The organism is Conexibacter sp. CPCC 205762, from assembly GCF_030646155.1.
Lineage (GTDB): Bacteria > Actinomycetota > Thermoleophilia > Solirubrobacterales > Solirubrobacteraceae > Conexibacter.
Genome location: NZ_JAUTDN010000024.1, coordinates 56,471 through 74,948 on the forward strand (window position 1 = coordinate 56,471; position 18,478 = coordinate 74,948).

The 18,478-nt window shown below is 71.2% G+C and carries 15 protein-coding genes and 1 tRNA gene; 6 read left to right on the forward strand and 10 right to left on the reverse strand.

From position 1 onward, the window contains the following. Position 1: 1 nt before the first annotated feature. The 5 genes from mobF to Q7L73_RS17935 all read right to left on the reverse strand — a co-directional run bounded on the left by mobF (position 2) and on the right by Q7L73_RS17935 (position 6,342). Positions 2–2,632 (reverse strand): MobF family relaxase, encoded by a 2,631-nt coding sequence (gene mobF, locus Q7L73_RS17915; protein ID WP_304691098.1) that lies wholly within the window; start codon positions 2,630–2,632, stop codon positions 2–4. Next, on the reverse strand, positions 2,632–4,443 hold the full coding sequence (locus Q7L73_RS17920) for a type IV secretory system conjugative DNA transfer family protein (RefSeq protein WP_304691099.1): 1,812 nt from the start codon (positions 4,441–4,443) through the stop codon (positions 2,632–2,634). Before Q7L73_RS17920 ends, mobF begins: the two co-directional genes overlap by 1 nt. Before the next feature lie 1,047 nt (positions 4,444–5,490). Then, positions 5,491–5,700 (reverse strand): hypothetical protein, encoded by a 210-nt coding sequence (locus Q7L73_RS17925; protein ID WP_304691100.1) that lies wholly within the window; start codon positions 5,698–5,700, stop codon positions 5,491–5,493. Next, positions 5,700–5,930 (reverse strand): hypothetical protein, encoded by a 231-nt coding sequence (locus tag Q7L73_RS17930; protein ID WP_304691101.1) that lies wholly within the window; start codon positions 5,928–5,930, stop codon positions 5,700–5,702. The genes Q7L73_RS17925 and Q7L73_RS17930 overlap by 1 nt, the downstream gene beginning before the upstream one ends. Before the next feature lie 10 nt (positions 5,931–5,940). Continuing rightward, the gene (locus Q7L73_RS17935; protein WP_304691102.1) at positions 5,941–6,342 is read right to left on the reverse strand and encodes a helix-turn-helix domain-containing protein; all 402 of its coding nucleotides are present in this window, start codon (positions 6,340–6,342) and stop codon (positions 5,941–5,943) included. A 114-nt stretch (positions 6,343–6,456) separates the two neighbouring features. On the opposite strand from Q7L73_RS17935, the gene Q7L73_RS17940 reads away from it, so the two are divergent. Further along, positions 6,457–6,708 (forward strand): helix-turn-helix domain-containing protein, encoded by a 252-nt coding sequence (locus tag Q7L73_RS17940; protein ID WP_304691103.1) that lies wholly within the window; start codon positions 6,457–6,459, stop codon positions 6,706–6,708. Between the two features lie 69 nt (positions 6,709–6,777). Here the strand turns inward: Q7L73_RS17940 and Q7L73_RS17945 are convergent, their stop codons facing one another. Continuing rightward, positions 6,778–8,337, reverse strand: a complete 1,560-nt coding sequence (locus Q7L73_RS17945; RefSeq protein ID WP_304691104.1) for an anti-phage dCTP deaminase — start codon at positions 8,335–8,337, stop codon at positions 6,778–6,780. Positions 8,338–8,866: 529 nt separating this feature from the next. On the opposite strand from Q7L73_RS17945, the gene Q7L73_RS28790 reads away from it, so the two are divergent. Further along, entirely contained in the window at positions 8,867–9,202 is a 336-nt protein-coding gene (locus Q7L73_RS28790) for a helix-turn-helix transcriptional regulator (RefSeq protein ID WP_370552400.1), read from the forward strand. A gap of 108 nt (positions 9,203–9,310) precedes the next feature. Here the strand turns inward: Q7L73_RS28790 and Q7L73_RS17950 are convergent. Continuing rightward, positions 9,311–9,383: transfer RNA gene (locus Q7L73_RS17950), tRNA-Ala, on the reverse strand. Positions 9,384–9,526: 143 nt separating this feature from the next. Between Q7L73_RS17950 and Q7L73_RS17955 the strand changes: the two genes are divergently transcribed. Further along, positions 9,527–11,461: a diguanylate cyclase gene (locus tag Q7L73_RS17955; protein ID WP_304691105.1), complete on the forward strand. Its 1,935-nt coding sequence runs from the start codon at positions 9,527–9,529 to the stop codon at positions 11,459–11,461. 55 nt (positions 11,462–11,516) lie between these two features. After that, on the forward strand, positions 11,517–12,233 hold the full coding sequence (locus tag Q7L73_RS17960; protein WP_304691106.1) for a hypothetical protein: 717 nt from the start codon (positions 11,517–11,519) through the stop codon (positions 12,231–12,233). 201 nt (positions 12,234–12,434) lie between these two features. Here the strand turns inward: Q7L73_RS17960 and Q7L73_RS17965 are convergent, their stop codons facing one another. Beyond that, a complete protein-coding gene (locus Q7L73_RS17965; protein WP_304691107.1) occupies positions 12,435–13,703 on the reverse strand; it encodes a Glu/Leu/Phe/Val dehydrogenase in 1,269 nt (422 codons plus the stop codon). A 41-nt stretch (positions 13,704–13,744) separates the two neighbouring features. Further along, positions 13,745–15,133 (reverse strand): glycosyltransferase family A protein, encoded by a 1,389-nt coding sequence (locus Q7L73_RS17970; protein ID WP_304691108.1) that lies wholly within the window; start codon positions 15,131–15,133, stop codon positions 13,745–13,747. 91 nt (positions 15,134–15,224) lie between these two features. Here Q7L73_RS17970 and Q7L73_RS17975 point away from each other — a divergent pair, with 91 nt between their 5' ends. Both Q7L73_RS17975 and Q7L73_RS17980 read left to right on the forward strand, forming a co-directional pair. Next, on the forward strand, positions 15,225–16,052 hold the full coding sequence (locus Q7L73_RS17975; protein ID WP_304691109.1) for an isocitrate lyase/phosphoenolpyruvate mutase family protein: 828 nt from the start codon (positions 15,225–15,227) through the stop codon (positions 16,050–16,052). Positions 16,053–16,106: 54 nt separating this feature from the next. Beyond that, entirely contained in the window at positions 16,107–16,931 is an 825-nt protein-coding gene (locus Q7L73_RS17980) for an ABC transporter permease (protein ID WP_304691110.1), read from the forward strand. On the opposite strand, the gene Q7L73_RS17985 is transcribed toward Q7L73_RS17980, so the two are convergent. Beyond that, positions 16,915–18,432 (reverse strand): APC family permease, encoded by a 1,518-nt coding sequence (locus tag Q7L73_RS17985; protein ID WP_304691111.1) that lies wholly within the window; start codon positions 18,430–18,432, stop codon positions 16,915–16,917. The genes Q7L73_RS17980 and Q7L73_RS17985 overlap by 17 nt on opposite strands. Positions 18,433–18,478 lie beyond the last annotated feature (46 nt).

Below are 18,478 nucleotides of genomic sequence, written 5' to 3' on the forward strand. Positions count from 1 at the left end.
GTCATCGCTCGACCGCCAGGTCGTGCCCGTGCTCCGGCGCGAGGTCGGTGATAGCGACCGGTTGCAGGCGTTCGACGCTGAACGCGTCGAGGGGGTCGTCAGGCAGGCGGCGGGGGTCGTGCAGTTCGACGGTCAGCGAGGGTTCCTGCGCGCGGCTGACGTTCATCCGCTCGGCCAGGTGGTCGAGGCGACCGGCGTCGTCGTGGCCGTCGAGGTCGTCGCGGCCGACGTGCCACTCGACGCCGCCGCGCGTCGCCTCGACATAGGCCGTCTCGGCGGAGGTCTGCCAGCCGCCCGTCACGACGACCGAGCGCTCGACGGTCGCGCCCTGCTCGCGCACGACGTGCGTTGCGTAGCCGAGCCTGACGGCGTCGAGACGGTCGGTGTCGAGGGTGACGACGCGATCGCCGCTGTCAAGCTGGACCGCGAGTCGGTCGGTTCCGAGGTCCACGATCTCGCCGCGCTGGCCGTTCTCGACGCGCGGTCCGCTGCGCACCGGCATCGGCCGCGTCCAGATGACGCGGTCACCGGCATGCAGCGGGTAGCCGTCGGGGTGCTCGACGTGCTCGGGGGACAGCTCCTCGCGTTGGCGACGGAGCGCTTGAACGCGGAGGTTGAGGTGGTCGATCTCGACGTTGCTGGCGTCCGACATCAGCGCCACCTGCGCGTGGCCGTGCTCGGCGGCGTGGCGGTCGTAGGCGCGGGCTGCCTGCTCGATCGCGTCATCGCGCGTGTCGGCCAGGTGGACGGCGCCACGCTCCCGGTAGAAGGCCAGCGCCGCGCGCGCCTCGCAGCTGCGGAGCGCGTGCCAGGCGTCCTGCTCGGCGGGGTCATTGGTGCGGTGGACGGTGCGCAGCTCGGCGGCGGGCAGCTCGGTGGCGAGGCGGTCGAACATGCCGCCTGCGCCGATCGAGGAGAGCTGACGGCCGTCGCCGATCGCCACCAGCGCCCCGCCGCGCTCGCTCACCAGCTCGGTCAGTCGGTGAAGGCGGTCGGTGTCGCCCATGCCGGCCTCGTCGACGTAGACGGTCGTGTTGGCGTCGAGCGGCAGCCGGCCGCGCTCGACGGCGTTCACGAACCCGTCGATCGTCTTCACCCTGCCGGCCAGCGACGGTGCGCTCTCGCCGAGCCGCTGCGCGGTGCGGCCGGCGACCGCGACGCCGTAGACCTCGCGGCCGGCAGTGCGCTCGGCGTGGGCGGCGGCGTCGATGACGACGCCCTTGCCGGTGCCGGCCGGGCCGATGAGGACGGCGGCGCGGCTGGGGGCGGTGACCGTGTCGATCGCCGCCCGCTGCTCGGCCGACAGCTCCGCGCCGATACGGCGCTCGACCGCGGCGATCCCGGCCTCACGCGCGGCGGCGTCGATGACGCGGCCGGGGTCGGCCGCCATCGCCGCAAGGCTGTCGGAGATCGTCTGCTCCGCCTCCCGCACGCGCGAGGTCGTGAGACGACCGTCGGCCAGCTCCAGCACGCGACCCTCGTCGCGGAGGCGATCGGCGCCGGCGAGCGCGGCGTCGGGATCGAGCCCGTGGCCGGCGGCCTGCTCCAGCGCAACCGTCCGCAGCAATGCCGAGTCGAAGACGGCACGGTCAGCGGTCGTCTCGCGCTCGACCGCGAGCGCCCATCCTTCCCCATCGACCGGCAACGTCACAGGTTCGGGGGCGCGCAGCTCGGGCGCCGGCGGACGCTCGAGGCCGTTGACGGCGGCGGTCGCGCGCCAGCTCGCGTCGAGCTCGTGGCGGGTGTGCGGCGCCTTTGCCGAGCGCGTCTTGACCGCGAGCGCGCGCAGCTCGCCGCGCTCGGGTGCACGGCCGTGCTCGGCCCGGAACGCGCGTGCGGCGTGCTGCACCTCGACGGTGCGCTTGGAGAATGCCTGCTCGACCTGCGGGTCGATGTTGGCCAGGCGGAAGTAGCGGCCGTCGTCGCCGGCCGGCTCGATGACGTATCCCTGCTGGCGCAACTCGTGGGCGAGCGCAGCGCGGTACATCGCCCCGCCCTCCCGCGCGGCCCGCATCATCGGCCGTGATCGAACCGCCGCAACTCTGCCGTCCTCTCGCTCGACGGAGGTGATGACGACGTGGGAATGCAGCTGAGGATCAGGCGCCGCCTCACCAACTCCGCGCGCGGTCGTGTGCGTGAACTCGGCCGCGTGCAGGTGCGCGGCCAGTGCCGGCACTGACATGCCCTGCTCGGGGTCCCAGCGGGCCGTCAGCTCGACACTCTTGCCGAGGTAGATGACAGCTCGCTGCACGGCGTCGTGGTGTGCCTGCTCGATCGCGGCCCGCGCGGTCGCATCGCCCATCGCCCAGGCCACCGACACGCTCTTGGGCGCCGAGAAGGTGATGTCGATCCCGCCTGCCCGTGTGCCGTCCGGCCCTGCCGCCCGAAGGAACGCCTCGGGGTGGCCCGGACGGTGCCCAGCCATCATCGCCCGGAGGTCGTCGGGCGCGACGGGGCCGGCCGGGAGGCCGACGCGCGCGAGCGCGTCGGCCTCCCCGATCCAGCGGCCCGGCGCCTCGGCCGGGAGCCCGTCCCGGCCGAGGTAGTAGTCGCCCAGCTCCGGCGCGACCGTGCGGTCATGCAGGTAGCCGGCGTAGTCGCCGCGCGAGGCGCGGATGCTCGCGGCCGTCATCACGGCCGCTCACCCCCGCCCTTGGCCTCCATCGCCTCAACGACCACCTCGGGCGATTTGGCACGGCGGTTGAACCAGTTCCACCAGAACGGGAGCTTGACCGTCGCGCGCGGGTCGCTGCCGTGCACCAGGAGCGCCGACCCCTCGTCCAGCCGCGCGAGGTCGTCGGTCGAGAGCTTGGGTCGGTACTCCTGCCCGCGCGTGACGCTGCTGTCGCTGCCCCAGCCGCGAGAGGTATGCGAGCGGGTTGCAACCGGCTCCTCGCCAAGCATCGCCACCAGCTCCTCCCGCGTGCTGCGATCGTGCACCGGCCCCATCACGAGCTTGACGCCGGTGTTGTTGAGGATCGTGTCGGCCTCGATGCCGTAGCGGGCCTTGACCTGCGCCCACGACTGATAGACCAGCATCCAGCGCACACCGTGGCCGCGACCGACGGCGAGCTGCTTGGGCAACGACTGAAGCGGCGTCAGGCTCGCCGCCTCGTCGCAGACCAGCTTGACCAGCGGCAGCCGGCCCGGGTCGGTGACCTCGTGCGAGCGGGCTTCGCAGCGACGCAGCAGCTCGCCCAGCAGGGCGCCAACCAGCGGCGCCATCTCCTCCTGCATGTGCTCGGGGACGACGATGTAGAGCGTCCCGCGATCTCTGATCAGCAGGCCGGGGTCGAGCCCCGAACGATCGATCGCCTGCACGGCGGGGTGGCGATAGACGGCCACCAGATGCGCGGCGGAGGACATCAGCAGCGACCGCTGCCGGCCGTCCATCTCCTGAACGCCGGCAAGCAGCCGCGCCGCCTCCCAAGCGCCGTGCTCCTCCAGCAGCTCGCGCGGCTCGTCGAGCCCGTTGACGCCGCTGCGCGTCCAGCGCAGCACGTCGGCCATCCCCAGCTCTGAGAGCGCGGCCGAGTGCAGCAGCGGCGGCAGAAGCTGCTGCACCGCGTCGGCGTTGTAGAACCGCGCCCCGTCAGAGCCCGACGAGGCCGCCGAGGCGGACGGGTCGGCGTCGTGCAGCGCGCGTGCGGTCAGCAGCGCCTCGCTCCACTCGCGGCAGGCCGCCAGCGGGGACCAGCAGACCGGCACCAGACCGAAGCGCGACACGTCGGTGAACGGCGCGAAGACCGCGAACGGCAGCCCCAGCCGTCTTCGCGACCAGACCGTCTGCAACAGCAGGTCGATCTTGCTCGACACGGCGACCTGGGCGCCCATGTGCTCGATGACGGCGGTCGCGCAGCAGCGCAGCGTCTTGCCCGCGCCGGTCATCGCCAGCACCAGCGCGTGCATGCCCCGGCCCGACCGCAGCTCGGCACCGAGGAATCTGCCGAGGTTCCACGAGTCGCCGCCGGCATCTTCCGGCGTTCGTCTCTCCCACAGCAGCACCCGCAGCAACCGGTTGCTCCGTCTGCGGATCGGGCCCGTCCGCGACCGCACACGCGGTTGGAGATGCAGCAGATCGCGCGGCTTGGCCCATGAGCGCTGCCGGACCGCGCGCTTCAGGCTCAGCGGTCCCACGTCGAGCTGCGAGCGCGACCGCCAACGGTCAACGCGCAGCAGCACCGTCGTGGCCAGCGCGCCCACGACCGCCAGGCCGATCGAGCCGAGCATGATCGCGGCCGAGCGCGGCGGCACAATGCCTGGTTCGACCCTCAGCGCCGCCGTGACGTCCAACGGCTCTCTGCGGGCTCCTTGCAGCCAGAGCGCCCATATTCCTGACCAGATGTCGCCCGGCGCCAGCAGCCGCAAGTCGAGCTGCAGCAGCCCCCACGAGAACACGAGGAACTCGACGAAGCCGATCCCCACGACCACCAGCCCGACCAAGAACGCCAGAAACCCGAGAACTCGGCCTGCGTTTGCGCCTGTTTGTTGTTGTCTTCCACCCATCCTGGTTCCTTTCTGGCGCGCCGTCCGGGGCCCGCCAGTCGCTTACCGCCATGTCGCAAACGCGGCGAAAAGCACCCCTCTGGATCGGGTCGCCGCGTCCGCCTCAGAGCAGCCGTTGCGCGATGTCGCAACAAGCCGCCCGCTCGTACCCCCCAATCGAGAGGGCGCCCGGCACGGCGGACCACGCGGCCGAACAGCAGCGATCGGTCGGAAACAGGCGTCCATGCCAGCCATCCCGGCAACGCCCTCGCCGACCTCAAGAGAGACCGACGTGGGAGTGGTTGCGCCGGCTGTCGCCGGCAGTGAGCCCGAGGAGGAGAGAGCTTGCATGCTTCCTCCTGTGTCATCAGCGGAGAACGTCTTCACCGCTCGGCCAAAGAAATTTCGGCGCGGCTCTCGCGCGACGTAGATCCCGTCTACGGCTGTGTCGCTCGTGGGGACGATCTTCACCGCGGCGGGGAAAGCGGTCGGTGAGCTGGCGAGCCACGAGGCGCGGGTCGAGAGCGGCATCTCATCCCTACAAGGGCATCAAGGAAGGCGTGGCCCGCCGACCTCGTCACGGGCGCGATTGGGGGCGTCAGGTTGCGGAGCTGTCGGAGCGGGCGCGAGCTGCATTACCCCCTACAGCGGAATCCGCGAGAAAAGTGGTCCCCCAGCCGTCGCGGGGCATCTCCGAACGGAAGCCGATCGGGCCCGCTAGACAGTTCTCACCCGCGCAGCAAAGAACGCAGCCGCCGCCGTCGACGACCGCCGGCCGACGCCTCCGGCGTCGAGCCGAGCGGCCGTCACGCCGGCTAAGCTCGCCGACGAAGTGCCCCGCCGAGCGGCGTCTGACGACACCGCAGGCCGGCGTCGCGCCGAGCCAGCGCGCCGCGCTCAGCTCACACGCAGTACAGCCCCCAATGGGGGCCGAAAGGCAGTCATACACCAGATGCACGGATGCCTATGGACGCCCACGGCGGGACGCCGCGAGCGGGCGCTCCGCTACGCGTCGTGCGGGCGCAGCCGCTGACGCTCGGCTGTCTGCATCGCAGCCAGCCGAGTGCGTGTGCCGGGGGCGCTGAGCCGGGACTGCACGTAGATCTCGATCGCCTTGCGAAGCAACGCCGCACCGCTGACGCCGTCCAGGCGCGCAGCAAGCCTCACGTCATTGGCCAGCTCGTCGCTCAGTCGCAGCGTTATGGCTCTCGACATCAGCGACCGGTCAGCAGGTGGCGCCGCAGCGCACGCTCCATCAAGACGACGCGCTCCGACAACTGCTGAAGCTCCTGCGCGATCCTCTCATCGGAGCGCACAGGATGGTTGAGCAGACGTGCTGTCGTCGCCTCACGGATGTACTGCGCCGTCGCGACACCTTCCTCGCCGCAGCGTTCCTTCAAGAGCGACCACGTGCCTACCGGGAACCTGACGGTTGTCGTGTGCATGGCAGAGGGGCTACAGGCTGCCCCAGGCCGGACCGCCGCGCCGCTTACGCTCCTGCTCGGCGACCGCGTGCCCCGCGACTCTCGACAGCTTCCGTCGCCGCTGTTGCTTCTCCCGACGGCGGTCGAGGGTCTCGTGATCCGCCAGACGTGCGTCTGCCTCCGCGAGAAGCTCGGCCAACGTAATCCCGAGGGCGTCGGCGAGGCGCGACATCGTGAAGAGGGTCGGATTGACTTCTCCGCGTTCGACGTATCCGACGTAGTTGCGGTGCATTCCGGCACCGAAGCCGAGCGCCTCTTGGCTCAGCCCGAGCCGAGCGCGCCTCACCCGAACCGCCAGTCCGAATGCCAGGTGGATGTCGGACTCGGACCAGTCTGCGACATCCGCGATCTTCGTCCCTCTCACTTTCGCCATAAGTGCCTTTCAAGGCCGCCAGGTGCCCCCAACAGGCTTGAAAGTATCATATTTAGTCTCTAGCGGACGTTATTACGTGTGGACGGGGCGCTATTCGCCTTCCAGGCTTCTGGTGTGCCCGACAGCCGCACCACACATCGCAGAGCGCTCGCCACGGCGGTCCGCGTTCTGCGCGTCGAACGCGACCTCACGCAAGAGAGAGTCGACACGGCGGGCAACCTCAGCCACAACTCGACCAAGCGGACCGAGAGCGGCGACACGTCAGTCGGCTTCGACATCCTCGTCGGCGTCGCAGCAGGACTCGGTGTCTCGGTAAGCGAGCTGATGGTCGAGTACGAGCGGCAGCTTCAGAAGCTGACGCGATAGGTCTTCTCATCGGGCGCGCAGAGCGCGAACGCGTATCGTCGGTGAGTAGGTGCTTACTCGAAGGCGCTGCTAATCCGGAAGGACTCGTTCCGCGTCGTCGTCTTCCACAAAGCGAGGCGCCTCCTCTTGCTCGAAGACGCGCTCCAGAAGTTCGAACGCGCGCCGCTCGCGCTTCACGTAAGGCTGTGTCTCTGCCAGCATGTCGAGCGGTTCGATCTCGTCGATGCGGGGCACCGCGTTGGCGGGCTCGAACGGAAGCACCTCGCCGGTCGTTCGGTCTTTGCGGTCTGGCATTTCGAACAGGGTGAGGAAGCGCGATGGGCCGACGCCAACAAACGGCTCGAAGGTGATCTCGCGACGCTCTGGATCATGAGTTTCGGGATCGACGCAGATGGCGTCGCCGTGCAACTCGCCCGCGAGGCTCTTGGCATAGGGAGCGACATATACGACACGTCTGACTCCCGCCGCAACGATGTGTCGAGCGCAGTGGTGGCACGGGAAGGTCGTGACGTACAGGACGGTGTTCTCGACGCTGATCCCGCGGCGCGCAGCGTCGGTGATAGCCGCCATCTCTGCATGGACCGCGCGAACAAACTCGATGAGATCATCGATTGCCGAGGTAGCGATGATCGCCGTCAGTCTGGCTCGCGCGTCGTCGGCTATGAGCTTGTCTTCGACAAGCTGGTCGACCAGATCTTGGGCGATTTTGGCTTTGCGGAGGTCGTTCGTGTCGTGGCCCTTGGTGAACTCGCGCCCGTCCGGTACATCGCCTTCCCAGTACGCGCCGCCGCCGGCGCGTGGGACTTCGTTCGTCCCCACAGCGATTACCGAGCCGTCGTGCGTGCAGATGGCAGCGCCGACCTGGCGACCGAGTTCGGCCGAACGTCGCGAGGCGGCAACTGCGTGGAACATGCCGGCTTCGTCACGCGTGGGTGTCCTGTTCGGGTGTCCGAAAAGAAGTTCCACGATGCGTGTGATCTCTTTGCCGAGATCCCGACGAACGTCTACGAAGAAGTCGCCTTCGTGAAAGAGGCCACGGACCTGCTGCCCGTGATCGGTCGACTCGTTTTCATCTCGCTGAACGAGTTGCTCGGCTGAGTAGACGGGCGTGCTGGGCTGCGGATGGACTCGTGACTTCTGTATCCGGTCTCGGAGGTGCGCGAGCCGAGCCTCCTTAGGGGCGTACAGCGAAAGCTGCACGAATCGACTGCCATAGACATCGCGCAGCCGATCCGCCTCTTCTTTGCGCTTCAGAGAGCGCAGGACGTACGCATGACGCTCAAGAGGTCTTTCACGATCGCCGCTGACCTTCTGGCGTTCGATGGTGATCGCGTTGATCGCCAGCAGGGCAAACGCGTCATCTCGACCCCAAAGCTCGCGCAGCCGGTTGCCTGCCGTCATGTACGACCAAAGGCGCTCGTCGGCGGGCTTTTCGACGAGTTCCTGGTCCCAGTCAAGCGCCCGAAGCTGGTCGCTCAGATGGATGTCATGACATTCGTACTCGAATGCGGAGAGCACGTGGGCGAGTTCGTCGAAGACCTCGCCCAGGTCGATGCCTACGGGCCCGACAAGGCCAATAACCAGCTCAGTCTGAGAGGGCCAGTTCTGGTTGTCGGCGACGGCGGGCACAAGGGAAGGGAGTATGGACACCCCTCCGGTCGGTTTCTAGACCGTTGGTTGGCTACGCAGCGGGCTTTGGGCGCGGCGCGGGCTTGGGTTGCACCGAGCCCTTACGGTTTGACATCGCGCTGCGCTCGCTAGGAGGGAGCTTTTGGATCTGTGCGATTGCTTCGCGGAAGTTGCGTCCGTATTGGTTCTTGCTCTCTGCCATCGGTCTCGGTCCTGTTCGGTAGGGTGGCTGCTACGTTCCTACGAACGTACGTTCGAGTCAAGGCCGGTGATCGAACTGCGCCTGCTGACGTATTCCTAGACCCGCACCCGGTCGTTTGGAGCGTCGGATCTCGCATATTGCGTGCGTTCGCGAACTCTCCAATGACCGGTATTTGCGTCCGTATATGTCCGGTTTTTCCCGCATGTAGCGGAACTCCTGGGCGCTTGGCTGCCGTCCTTACGCTGCGTTCGTGTTGGGATGCGGCATCTATGCCGCACCTTTCGTGCTTGCCACGGTGCTCCCACCGTAGGATCATCTCCGGACAGAATGAGGAGGCAGAAGCCGGATAGCGAGACTTTCCAAGAGGCGCGAGATCGTCTTGCGGCTCGTATGCGGGCCTTGCGTAGCGCGGCATCTATGCCGCAATCTGCCGCAGCCTCGCGAGCAGGGATCGACCGGACAACTTGGGGACGCATCGAGGCGGGAAGGCTCGATGTTCGGCTCGACACACTGCTTCGCATCCAGTTCGCTCTTGAGGTCGACACGCTCGAAGGTCTCTTCGGTGAAACCACAGGCGACCTGTTTGTCAGACAGGGCGGCGCGGCCAAAGGGGCTGAGGCCGTATCGGGCTTAGGCGGATCCGGCTCGTCCGGTGCCTCTTAGGGGGCGATCCATTTGGTACCCGCTGCCGGTACCGGCCGGCAGTGCCTAGTAATCCAAACCTGGCCCACGAACGACGAAACCCCCGTGGTGACGGGGGTTTCGGTCTGATGGAGCTAGCCGGGCTCGAACCGGCGACCTCCTGGGTGCGATCCAGGCGCTCTCCCAGCTGAGCTATAGCCCCAGTGATGCGCGCGCCCGCCTGGGAGGTGGGCGCACTGGTCCGCGTAGTGTAGCCGCTGGCGACGGGGGAGGCGTCGTGGGTGCGGGCGCGCCGGCCGCCTGCGGTGGGTAGCCTCGCTCCATCGGGAGGTGCAAAGGGGCGGGATGAGCTTTCGTACGCGGCTGGCGGTGTTCTTCGTGTTGCTCGTCGTGGTGCCGATGGTGGCGCTCGGCGTGGTCGTGGCGCGGCTGGTGACCGACAGCGAGAAGGGCAAGGCCGACGCGCGCGCGGGCGCGCACGTGACGTCGGCGCTCGCCGTCTACGAGCGCGCATCGGAGCAGGGCGGGCTGCATGCGCGGCGGCTGGGGGCGGACCCGGTCCTCAGCGACGCGATCCGGGAGGGCGACCGGCAGCTCGCGCGCACGCGCCTGCGCACGCTGACGCGCCAGCAGGGGCTCGAACGGGTCGTGATCGAGCGGGCGGGACGGGGCGGGGCCTCAGGCGGCGCGGGTGCGGGGGCGGGGAGCGGGGCGGCAGGGAGACAACCGTTCGTCGCGCTCGGCAATCCGACCGCGGTCGCCGCCGGCGAGGCGACCGTCAGAGGCGGCGCGGGGGCGGATGCGGCTCGGCTCGCGGTGATCGAGGCCTCGACCATCTCCGCCGCCGACCTCGTGCGGCTGGTCGCCTCGCCCGGGGTGGAGGCGGCCGTCAGACGCGGCGACCGCACGCTCGCAAGCTCGCTCCCCGCAGCCGCGGGCGACCTCCCCCGCCGCGGCCGGATCGCGCTCGACGGGACCGAGTACGTCGCCGCCGGCTTCAGCGCCGAGGACTTCGGCGGCAGCAGAGACGAGATCTCGGTTCTCACCGACGCCGGCGGCAGCAACGCCGCGGTCGCGCGCAACCGGCGGCTCGCGTTCGCGCTGCTCGGCGGCTTCCTGCTGCTCGCGTTCGCCGGCGCGCTCGTCGTCTCACGCCAGCTGCAGGGGCAGATCGGGCGCTTCCTCGCCGCCGCCAAGCGCGTCGGCGGGGGCGACTTCTCGACCGCGGTCCCGACCGAGGGCAGCGACGAGTTCGCCCAGCTCGGCGACGAGTTCAACAAGATGTCGCACGAGCTGGAGCAGCGGATCGGCGAGCTGGACCGCGAGCGCGCGCGCCTGCGCGAGTCGATCCAGCGGGTCGGCGAGACGTTCGCCTCCAACCTCGACCGGCGTGCGCTGCTGGAGCTGGGCGCCGAGACGATCGCCGACGCGGTCGAGGCGAGCGCCGGCCGCGCCTCCGCCGTCGGCAGCGAGCCGGTCCGGATCGGCGAGGTCGAGGCGCTCGCGCCCGCGCTCGACGCCGCCGAGGCGCGCGCCCGAGCGGCCGGCGCGCCCGCCCAGGCCCAAGCCGGCCAGACCCACGCGCTCGCCTGCCCGATCCCGCGCTCGCGCGACGGCGCCGAGCCGCACGGCACCGTCGCCGTCGCCCGCCGCGACCGCGCCTTCGACGAGGAGGAGCTGGCGCTGGTCGGCTCGCTCGCCGCGCAGACCGGGATCTCGCTGGAGAACGTCGAGCTGCACGACCAGGTCGCCCGGCAGGCGGTCACCGACGAGCTGACCGGGCTCTTCAACCACCGCCGCTTCCAGGAGGTGATGGCCGCCGAGGTCGCGGCCGCCGCCCGCTTCGGCCAGCCGCTCGGCCTGCTGCTGCTCGACATCGACGACTTCAAGAAGGTCAACGACACCTACGGCCACCAGCAGGGCGACCTCGTGCTGAAGGCGGTCGCCGCGGCGCTGCGGGAGAACTCGCGCGAGATCGACGAGCCGGCCCGCTACGGCGGCGAGGAGATGGCGGTCGCGCTGCCGCAGACCGACCTCGACGGCGCGTACACGATCGCCGAGCGCGTGCGCGAGTCGGTCGCGGCGCTGGTCGTGCCCGCGCTCGACGGCGGCGAGCCGCTGCGCGTGACCGTCTCGATCGGCGTCGCCGCCTCCGCCTCGGCCGGCAAGGACGCGCTCGTCGCGGCCGCCGACGCCGCCCTCTACGTCGCCAAGCGCAGCGGCAAGAACCGCACCGAGCGCGCACCTGTCGCCGACCCCGCCGCGGCCGAGCGCGAGTAGGCGCGCGCCGGCATCGCGCCACCTCCGACCGCCGGCTGGGTAGGATTGGATTCTCATGGGTCTGCTGGACGACGCGATCCGCGAGCACCTGGAGCTGAAGCGCCGACGTGGGGCCGATCCCGCCGAGGTCGCCCGCGCCGAGCAGGAGGCGCTGGGCCCGGTGCGCCGCGAGCCTGAGCCCGCTCCCGTGCAGGATTCCGTGCACGACGAGCCCGCTGACACGCACCTCGACGAGGCGCCCGCGCCGCCTGCCGAGAGGCCGGTCGAGCCGCACGCGGCCGCCCCGCCCGCCGACGCGCCCGAGACCTTCGCGCCCGAGGAGCAGACGCAGATCCTCGCGCCGCACGAGCGCCCCGCCGCCGCGCAGCCGCCGGCCGCACCGGCCACGCCCGCCGCGCCGCCCGCAACCGCGCCGCACGAGCCCGCGCAACCCGCCGCCGACGAGCGCGACCGCCTGCGCGCCGAGCCGGCGCCGCACACCGAGCCCGGCGTGCACCCCGAGCCTGCCGCCGAGACCGCGACACCGCCGCACGGCGACCCGGCCCATGACGAGCCGGTCGACCCGCGCCAGAGCGACATCGTCCACCAGCCGACGACCGAGTGGCGGATCGAGGACGAGGACGAGCCGTTCGGCGACGAGCAGCCGGCCGCCGCCGAGGGCACGGACGAAGACGTGCTGGAGGAGACGCCCGACTTCCTCCAGGAGACGCCCGAGCACGACCGTCTCTGGTTCGAGCAGAGACCGCCGCGCGACTTCGACTTCGACGACTGACGCCGCCGCACGCTGCGCGGCGCGCCGCGGCCGCCGCCGCGCGCCCTCAAAAGGCTCGGGCGGGGCGCCCCCGGCCAGAGGCACCCCGCCCTTCGCGTCCTTGCCCTCCTTGAGTGGGCCGTCCGAGCCCACCAGGCTCGGATCGCATCGGCCGCCGGCGCCGCCCGCTCGACGGCTGCGCCCGCCTCCTGGACGCTCGTTCTAGAAGTCGCCGCGCAGCCGCCCGGCCTCGACGACGCGCTCGATCCCGACCTCGAAGGCGGCGATCCGCAGCGGCTCGTCGGGGCGCTTGGCGGCGCGCGTCGCGACCTCGCGGTAGGCGCGCCGCATCACTCTGCCGAGCTTGTCGTTGACCTCGCGCTCGTCCCAGCGGAAGTGCTGCAGGTTCTGGACCCACTCGAAGTAGGAGACGACGACGCCGCCGGCGTTCGCCATCACGTCCGGGACGACGAAGACGCCGGCCTCGCGCAGCGCGGCGTCGCCGTCCGGCGTCGTCGGGCCGTTGGCCGCCTCCAGCACCAGCCTGCAGTCGAGCAGCGGCGCGGTCTCGGCGGTGATCACGCCGCCGAGCGCGGCCGGGATGAAGACGTCGCAGCGGGTCGCGAGGAACTCCTGCTCGCTGATCGGCTCGACGCCCTCGGCCGCGTAGTCGGCGATCGTGCCGCCGCCGGCGACGTGCGCCGCCAGCGCGAGCGCGTCGACGCCGCCCTCGCAGCGGATCGCGCCCGAGACGTCGGCGACCGCGATCACCCTCGTCCCCAGCAGCCCGAGCAGCCGCGCGACCCACGAGCCGACGTTGCCGAACCCCTGCAGCGCGACGGTCGCCTCCTGCGGCAGCAGGTTGACGGCCGGCGCCGCCTCCCTGAAGAGGTAGACGAGCCCGCGCGCGGTCGCCTCCTCGCGCCCGAACGAGCCCTCCAGCGCGATCGGCTTGCCGGTCACGATCGCGGGCGTGTAGCCGTGCGCCTTCGCGTACTCGTCCATCATCCACGCCATCACCTGCGCGTTGGTGTTGACGTCGGGCGCGGGGACGTCGCGCGTCGGCCCGAGGACCTTGTCGATGCGGCGCATGAACTGGCGCGTCAGCCGCTCCAGCTCCTCCGCCGTCAGCGCTCTCGGGTCGCAGTCGATCCCGCCCTTGGCGCCGCCGAACGGGATCCCGGCGATCGCCGTCTTCCACGTCATCAGCGACGCGAGCGCGCGGAACTCGTCGAGGTCGACCTGCGGGTGGAAGCGCATCCCGCCCTTGAACGGCCCGCGCGCGCCGTTGTGCTGGACGCGGTAGCCGTGGAACGTGTGCAGCCTGCCGTCGGCCAGCTTCAGCGGCAGCGACACCTGCACCTCGCGGTAGGAGCTGAGCAGCAGCTCGCGCAGGTCGTCGCCCAGTTCGAGCCGGTCGGCGGCGGCGTGAAAGTAGTGGCGCACCAGCTCGAAGCTGGAGGGCGTCGCGTCCGAGGTCGGTTGCAGCATCGTCCCAGCAGTATCCGCCCTGGAGCGGGCGAAAACGGCGGTTACGCGGCCGAGCGGCGCGCGGCGAAGGCGCGCAGCGCCGCCGTCTCGCGGGCGGCGAACGAGGGCGCCGCCGGGGCGGGGCGGGGCGTCGCCGTCAGCAGCGCGTCGACGCCGAACGGCAGCCGCTCGCGCACGGCCGCGTCGATCGGGCCGAGCACGGCGATCAGGTGCGCGCCCTCGGCGCCGTCGAGGCCGTGCTCGTGCACGAGCCTGCTCAGCTTCAGCTCGGCGGCGGCCGGCGTCAGCCCGCTCGCGTCGATCGCCAGCGTCGCGTCGGCGTGGCCGTCGAAGCTGCGGACGTACGCCTGCAGCAGCGAGCAGTCGGCCAGCAGCTCGTCGGCGAAGGCGAGCGTGACGAAGCGGCGGGCGCCGGCGAGCGGATCCGACGGCGACCGTCTCGGCCGCCGCGCGAGCGCCTCCGCCAGCAGCGTGCGAGCGGCGTCGCAGAAGGGGTCGGTCGCGGCCGCGCGGGCGGCCAGCGCGAGCCCGGGACGACTGTCGCCACGGCTGAGCGCCTCGCGCGCATCGGCCAGCAGGCGGCGCGCGTCGGCGCGGTCGGCGTCGCTGACGGGGATCAGCTCGGCGAACGGGTCGTCGGCGGCGGACAGCAGCTTGCGCGCGCCCGCGGCGAAGGCGCGCCAGATCTCGCCGAGCTCGTCGAGGAACATCGACTCGGAGGTCGTGCGGCGCAGGAACCAGCGCTGGAACAGCAGCTGCTCGCGCAGGCGCGTGACGCGGTCGCCGGGGTGCGGCAGCGTCTCGACGACGCCGTCGGGCGTCTCCGGCAGCCACTCGATCTCGCCCGCCTTCGCGGCTCTCACGGTCAGCCACCAGCCGGCGCGCGGGATCTCGCTCGGGATCGGCGTGAGCCGGTCCAGCAGCGTCGCGCGCAGCAGCAGCGACGAGGGCGCGACGATCTCCTCGCGCAGCAGCCGCCCGACCGGGCGCCCGCGCGGCGGGTCGACCTCCAGCTCGGGCAGCCAGACGGGCGTGCCATGGGCGTTGTCGCGCGGCAGCATGCGCGAGTAGACGAGCCCGACCTCGGGGCGGCGTTCCAGCAGCGCGACCTGCGCTCTGACGCGGCCGTGCGGCCAGCGGTCGCCGGCGGCGAGCGGGGCGAGCAGCTCGCCGCGCGCCTCGCGCAGCGCGCGGTCGAGCGCGGCCGACGCGCCGCCGCGCGGCTGGCGCAGCACGCGCAGCCGGCCCGGGTAGATCTGGCGGTACTCGTCGAGCACGTCGGCGGTCGCGTCCTGCGAGCCGTCGTCGACGACGATCAGCTCGATCGCCTCCTGCGGATAGTCCTGCGTGAGCACGTCGTCGAGCGTCGCGCCGACGCGGGAGGCGTCGTCGTGGACGGTGACCAGGACGCTGACGAGGGGCAGGCTCATGACCGCGATGATCGTCATACAAGAGCAGGACTTGAGCGGTTCGTCGCGACGGCGCGCAAGCTCGCTCACCAGCGACGATACGCTCCCGAAGATGGTGCGAACAGGACAGGCCCAGCGATTCCACGCCCTCCATCGCGGACCCGGCGTGCTGGCGATCCTCAACGCGTGGGACGCCGGCAGCGCGCGCGTCTTCGAGCAGGCCGGCTGCGCCGCGATCGGCACCACCAGCGCCGGCATCGCCTACGCGCTCGGCCGGCCCGACGGGGAGGCGCTGACGCGCGCCGAGCTGGTCGAGGCGACGGCGCGGATCGCGGCCGCGACCGAGCTGCCGCTGACGGCCGACGTCGAGAGCGGCTACGGCGCGACGCCGGCCGAGGTCGGCGAGACGGTCGCGGCGGTGATCGCGGCCGGCGCGGTCGGCGTCAACCTCGAGGACGCCGCGCCGGAGGGCGGCGCCGCGCTGCGCGACCTCGACGACCAGTGCGCGCGGCTGCGGGCGGCGCGCGCCGCCGCTGAGGACGCCGGCGTGCCGCTGTTCCTCAACGCCCGCACCGACGCGGCCTGGCTCGGCGTCGGGCCGGCCGAGCAGCGGCGCGAGCTGATCGCCGCGCGAGCGCGCGCGTACGCGGAGGCCGGCGCCGACGGGATCTTCGCTCCCGGCGTGAGCGAGCCGGACGAGCTGGCCGCGCTCGTCGCCGCGACGCCGCTGCCGGTCAACGTGCTCGCGACGCGCACGACGCCGTCGCTGGACGAGCTGGAGCGGCTCGGCGTGCGGCGGCTGAGCGTCGGCTCGGGGCCGGTGCGGGCGGCGCTCGACCTCGCCGGGCGGATCGCGCTGGAGGTGCTGGAGACCGGCAGCTCGGAGCTGATGGTCGCCGGCACGCTCACCTACCGCGAGGCGAACGCGCTCTTCCGCTGAACTGACGCACGCGGCTCACCCAGCGGATAGGTTCACTCTGAAAGGAGGAGTGCGATGTCCGCGTTGTCGGTGAAGGTCAGAGAGAAGCGCCAGCTGCTCGGGCCGCGCCTGCGCGACCCGTTCGAAGAGGTCGGCGACATCGTCATCCTGACGGGCAAGACGATCGTCTCGGCCGTCCGCCCGCCGTACCCCTACGGCGACGAGCTGGTCGACCAGTGCATCCGCGCGCTGCGCGTCTGCTTCTTCCCGCTCGTGATCACGATGGCCTGCGTCGCCTACGCGGCGCCGGGCCTGCAGGCCGCCAACTTCCTCACCCTCTTCGGCGCGCTCGACCGCATGGGCGGCCTCTTCATGCTCGCCGTCGTGCGCGAGTTCGCGCCCTTCATCTGCGCGATCGTCGTCGCCGGCGCCGCCGGCACCGCGATCACCGCCGACCTCGGCGCGCGCAAGATCCGCGAGGAGCTGGACGCGCTGCAGGTGCTCGGCGTCGACCCGGTCAAGAACCTCGTCGTCCCGCGCTTCCTCGCGCTGATCGCGATCACCGCGCTGTTCGACGTCTTCGCCATAGTCTTCGGCGTCACCGGCGGCCTGATAGCGACGTGGGTCAACCACGCCCGCATCGAGCCGTTCTTCGCGACCTTCTGGACCTCCTCCTCGACGACCGACCTGTGGGGCTCGGTCCTCAAGTGCACGATCTTCGGCGGCGTCACCTCGATCATCTGCTGCTACAAGGGGATGACGGTCAGCGGCGGCGCGGCCGGCGTCGGCCGCGCCGTCAACCAGGCGATCGTGATGGTCTTCCTCTCGATAGGCGTCGTCAATTACGTCTTCACCCAGACGCTGCTGGCGACCCACCCCGAGATCAACCTGATTCGCTGACGCTCCGCGGCTCGACCGCCTCGAAGCGCTCGCGTGAGAAGAACTGCGGGTGGCCGCCGAGCCGCCAAACGACCAGCAGCGCGAAGCCGAGCAGCAGGAAGCCGATCCCGATCACCGTCGCCAGCCCGATCCCGAAGATCGCCGAGCCGGTGGCGGACGTCTCCGGGTCGGCGTAGTCGATCGTCGCCTTCACCCACAGGTAGCCGAGCACGACCGCGCCGATCGCCGGCCCGACGCCCATGAAGAGGAGGTTGCGGACCGAGCGCCGCAGCTCGCGGCGGTAGTGGATCACGCACGCGACGCCGGTCAGCGCGTAGTAGAAGGCGATCATCAGCGCCAGCGCGGTCAGCGTGTCGAAGAGGAAGTTCTCCGAGAAGGCGCTGACGCCGACGTACCAGAGCGCCGCCACGACGCCGATCGCGATCGTCGAGACGTGCGGCGTCTGGAAGCGCGGGTGGACGCGGCCGAACGCCGCCGGGAGCGCGTCGGAGCGCGCCATCGACAGCGTCGTGCGCGATGCCGGCAGGATCGTCGTCTGCGTCGAGGCGAGCGCCGAGGCGAGGATCGCCAGCACGACCAGCTTGTCGAGCGGCGAGCCGAGCACGTCGCCGGCGAGCGTCGAGAAGATCGCCTCGTCGTCGGCGAATCTGGTCAGCAGCTGCGGCCCGGCGTAGGCGACGCAGGCGACCGTCGTGACGAGGTAGGTGACGAGCAGGATCACGGTGCTGAGGACCCCCGCGCGGCCGGAGGAGCCGCTGTCGCTGCCGCGCGTCTCCTCGGTCAGGTTGACGGCGGACTCCCAGCCCCAGTAGATGAAGACGCCGGTCAGCATCCCCATCGTCAGGACACTGAAGGAGTCGACCGCGAACGGCGACAGCCACGACACCTGCGGATGGACCGAGGCCGGCGGCGCACCGCCCGCCCAGACCTTCACCAGCGCGACGCCGGCGAACAGCAGCAGGCCCAGCACCTGGCCGAAGATCAGCACCCGCTGCAGCCGCGCGCCGGCCTCGGCGCCGACCACGCAGACCCACGTCATCACGCCGATCAGCACCGTCGCGACCGCGATCACCGTCCACTTCGAGTCGGCCGCCGCGTCCCAGCCGACGAGCAGGAAGCCGTAGCGGGCGGCGACGTCGGCGAGCGAGCCGACGACCAGCACGCCGGTCATCGTGATCGCCCACCCGCCCATCCAGCCGGTCCACGGCCCGAGCGTCCGCGTCACCCACGAGAAGGTCGTGCCGCAGTCGGGGTCGGCGCGGTCCATCCAGTAGAAGGCGGCCGCGATGAAGAACATCGGCACGAACGAGGCGAGCAGGATCGCCGGCGCCTGCACGCCGGCGTCGAGCACGATCAGCCCGATCACCGCCGCCAGCGAATAGGCCGGCGCCGTCGAGGCCAGCCCGATCACGAGCGCGTCGACGAAGCCGATCGCGTCCGCCTTGAGTCCCTTCGACGCGCGTTCGCGCTTCTCGCTCGTCGCCTGCCCGGTCGCTGCCATCGGCGGCGAACCTACCCGCAACGGCCGTCTCGCAGCCGGGCGCGCC

Coding starts and splice junctions, on each gene's coding strand:
- mobF (WP_304691098.1), bottom strand. CDS start 2,632: ATGACGGCCGCGAGCATCCGCGCCTCGCGCGGCGACTACGCCGGCTAC.
- Q7L73_RS17925 (WP_304691100.1), bottom strand. CDS start 5,700: ATGTCGAGAGCCATAACGCTGCGACTGAGCGACGAGCTGGCCAATGAC.
- Q7L73_RS17930 (WP_304691101.1), bottom strand. CDS start 5,930: ATGCACACGACAACCGTCAGGTTCCCGGTAGGCACGTGGTCGCTCTTG.
- Q7L73_RS17935 (WP_304691102.1), bottom strand. CDS start 6,342: ATGGCGAAAGTGAGAGGGACGAAGATCGCGGATGTCGCAGACTGGTCC.
- Q7L73_RS28790 (WP_370552400.1), top strand. CDS start 8,867: ATGAGGAGGCAGAAGCCGGATAGCGAGACTTTCCAAGAGGCGCGAGAT.
- Q7L73_RS17955 (WP_304691105.1), top strand. CDS start 9,527: ATGAGCTTTCGTACGCGGCTGGCGGTGTTCTTCGTGTTGCTCGTCGTG.
- Q7L73_RS17960 (WP_304691106.1), top strand. CDS start 11,517: ATGGGTCTGCTGGACGACGCGATCCGCGAGCACCTGGAGCTGAAGCGC.
- Q7L73_RS17965 (WP_304691107.1), bottom strand. CDS start 13,703: ATGCTGCAACCGACCTCGGACGCGACGCCCTCCAGCTTCGAGCTGGTG.
- Q7L73_RS17970 (WP_304691108.1), bottom strand. CDS start 15,133: ATGAGCCTGCCCCTCGTCAGCGTCCTGGTCACCGTCCACGACGACGCC.
- Q7L73_RS17975 (WP_304691109.1), top strand. CDS start 15,225: ATGGTGCGAACAGGACAGGCCCAGCGATTCCACGCCCTCCATCGCGGA.
- Q7L73_RS17980 (WP_304691110.1), top strand. CDS start 16,107: ATGTCCGCGTTGTCGGTGAAGGTCAGAGAGAAGCGCCAGCTGCTCGGG.
- Q7L73_RS17985 (WP_304691111.1), bottom strand. CDS start 18,432: ATGGCAGCGACCGGGCAGGCGACGAGCGAGAAGCGCGAACGCGCGTCG.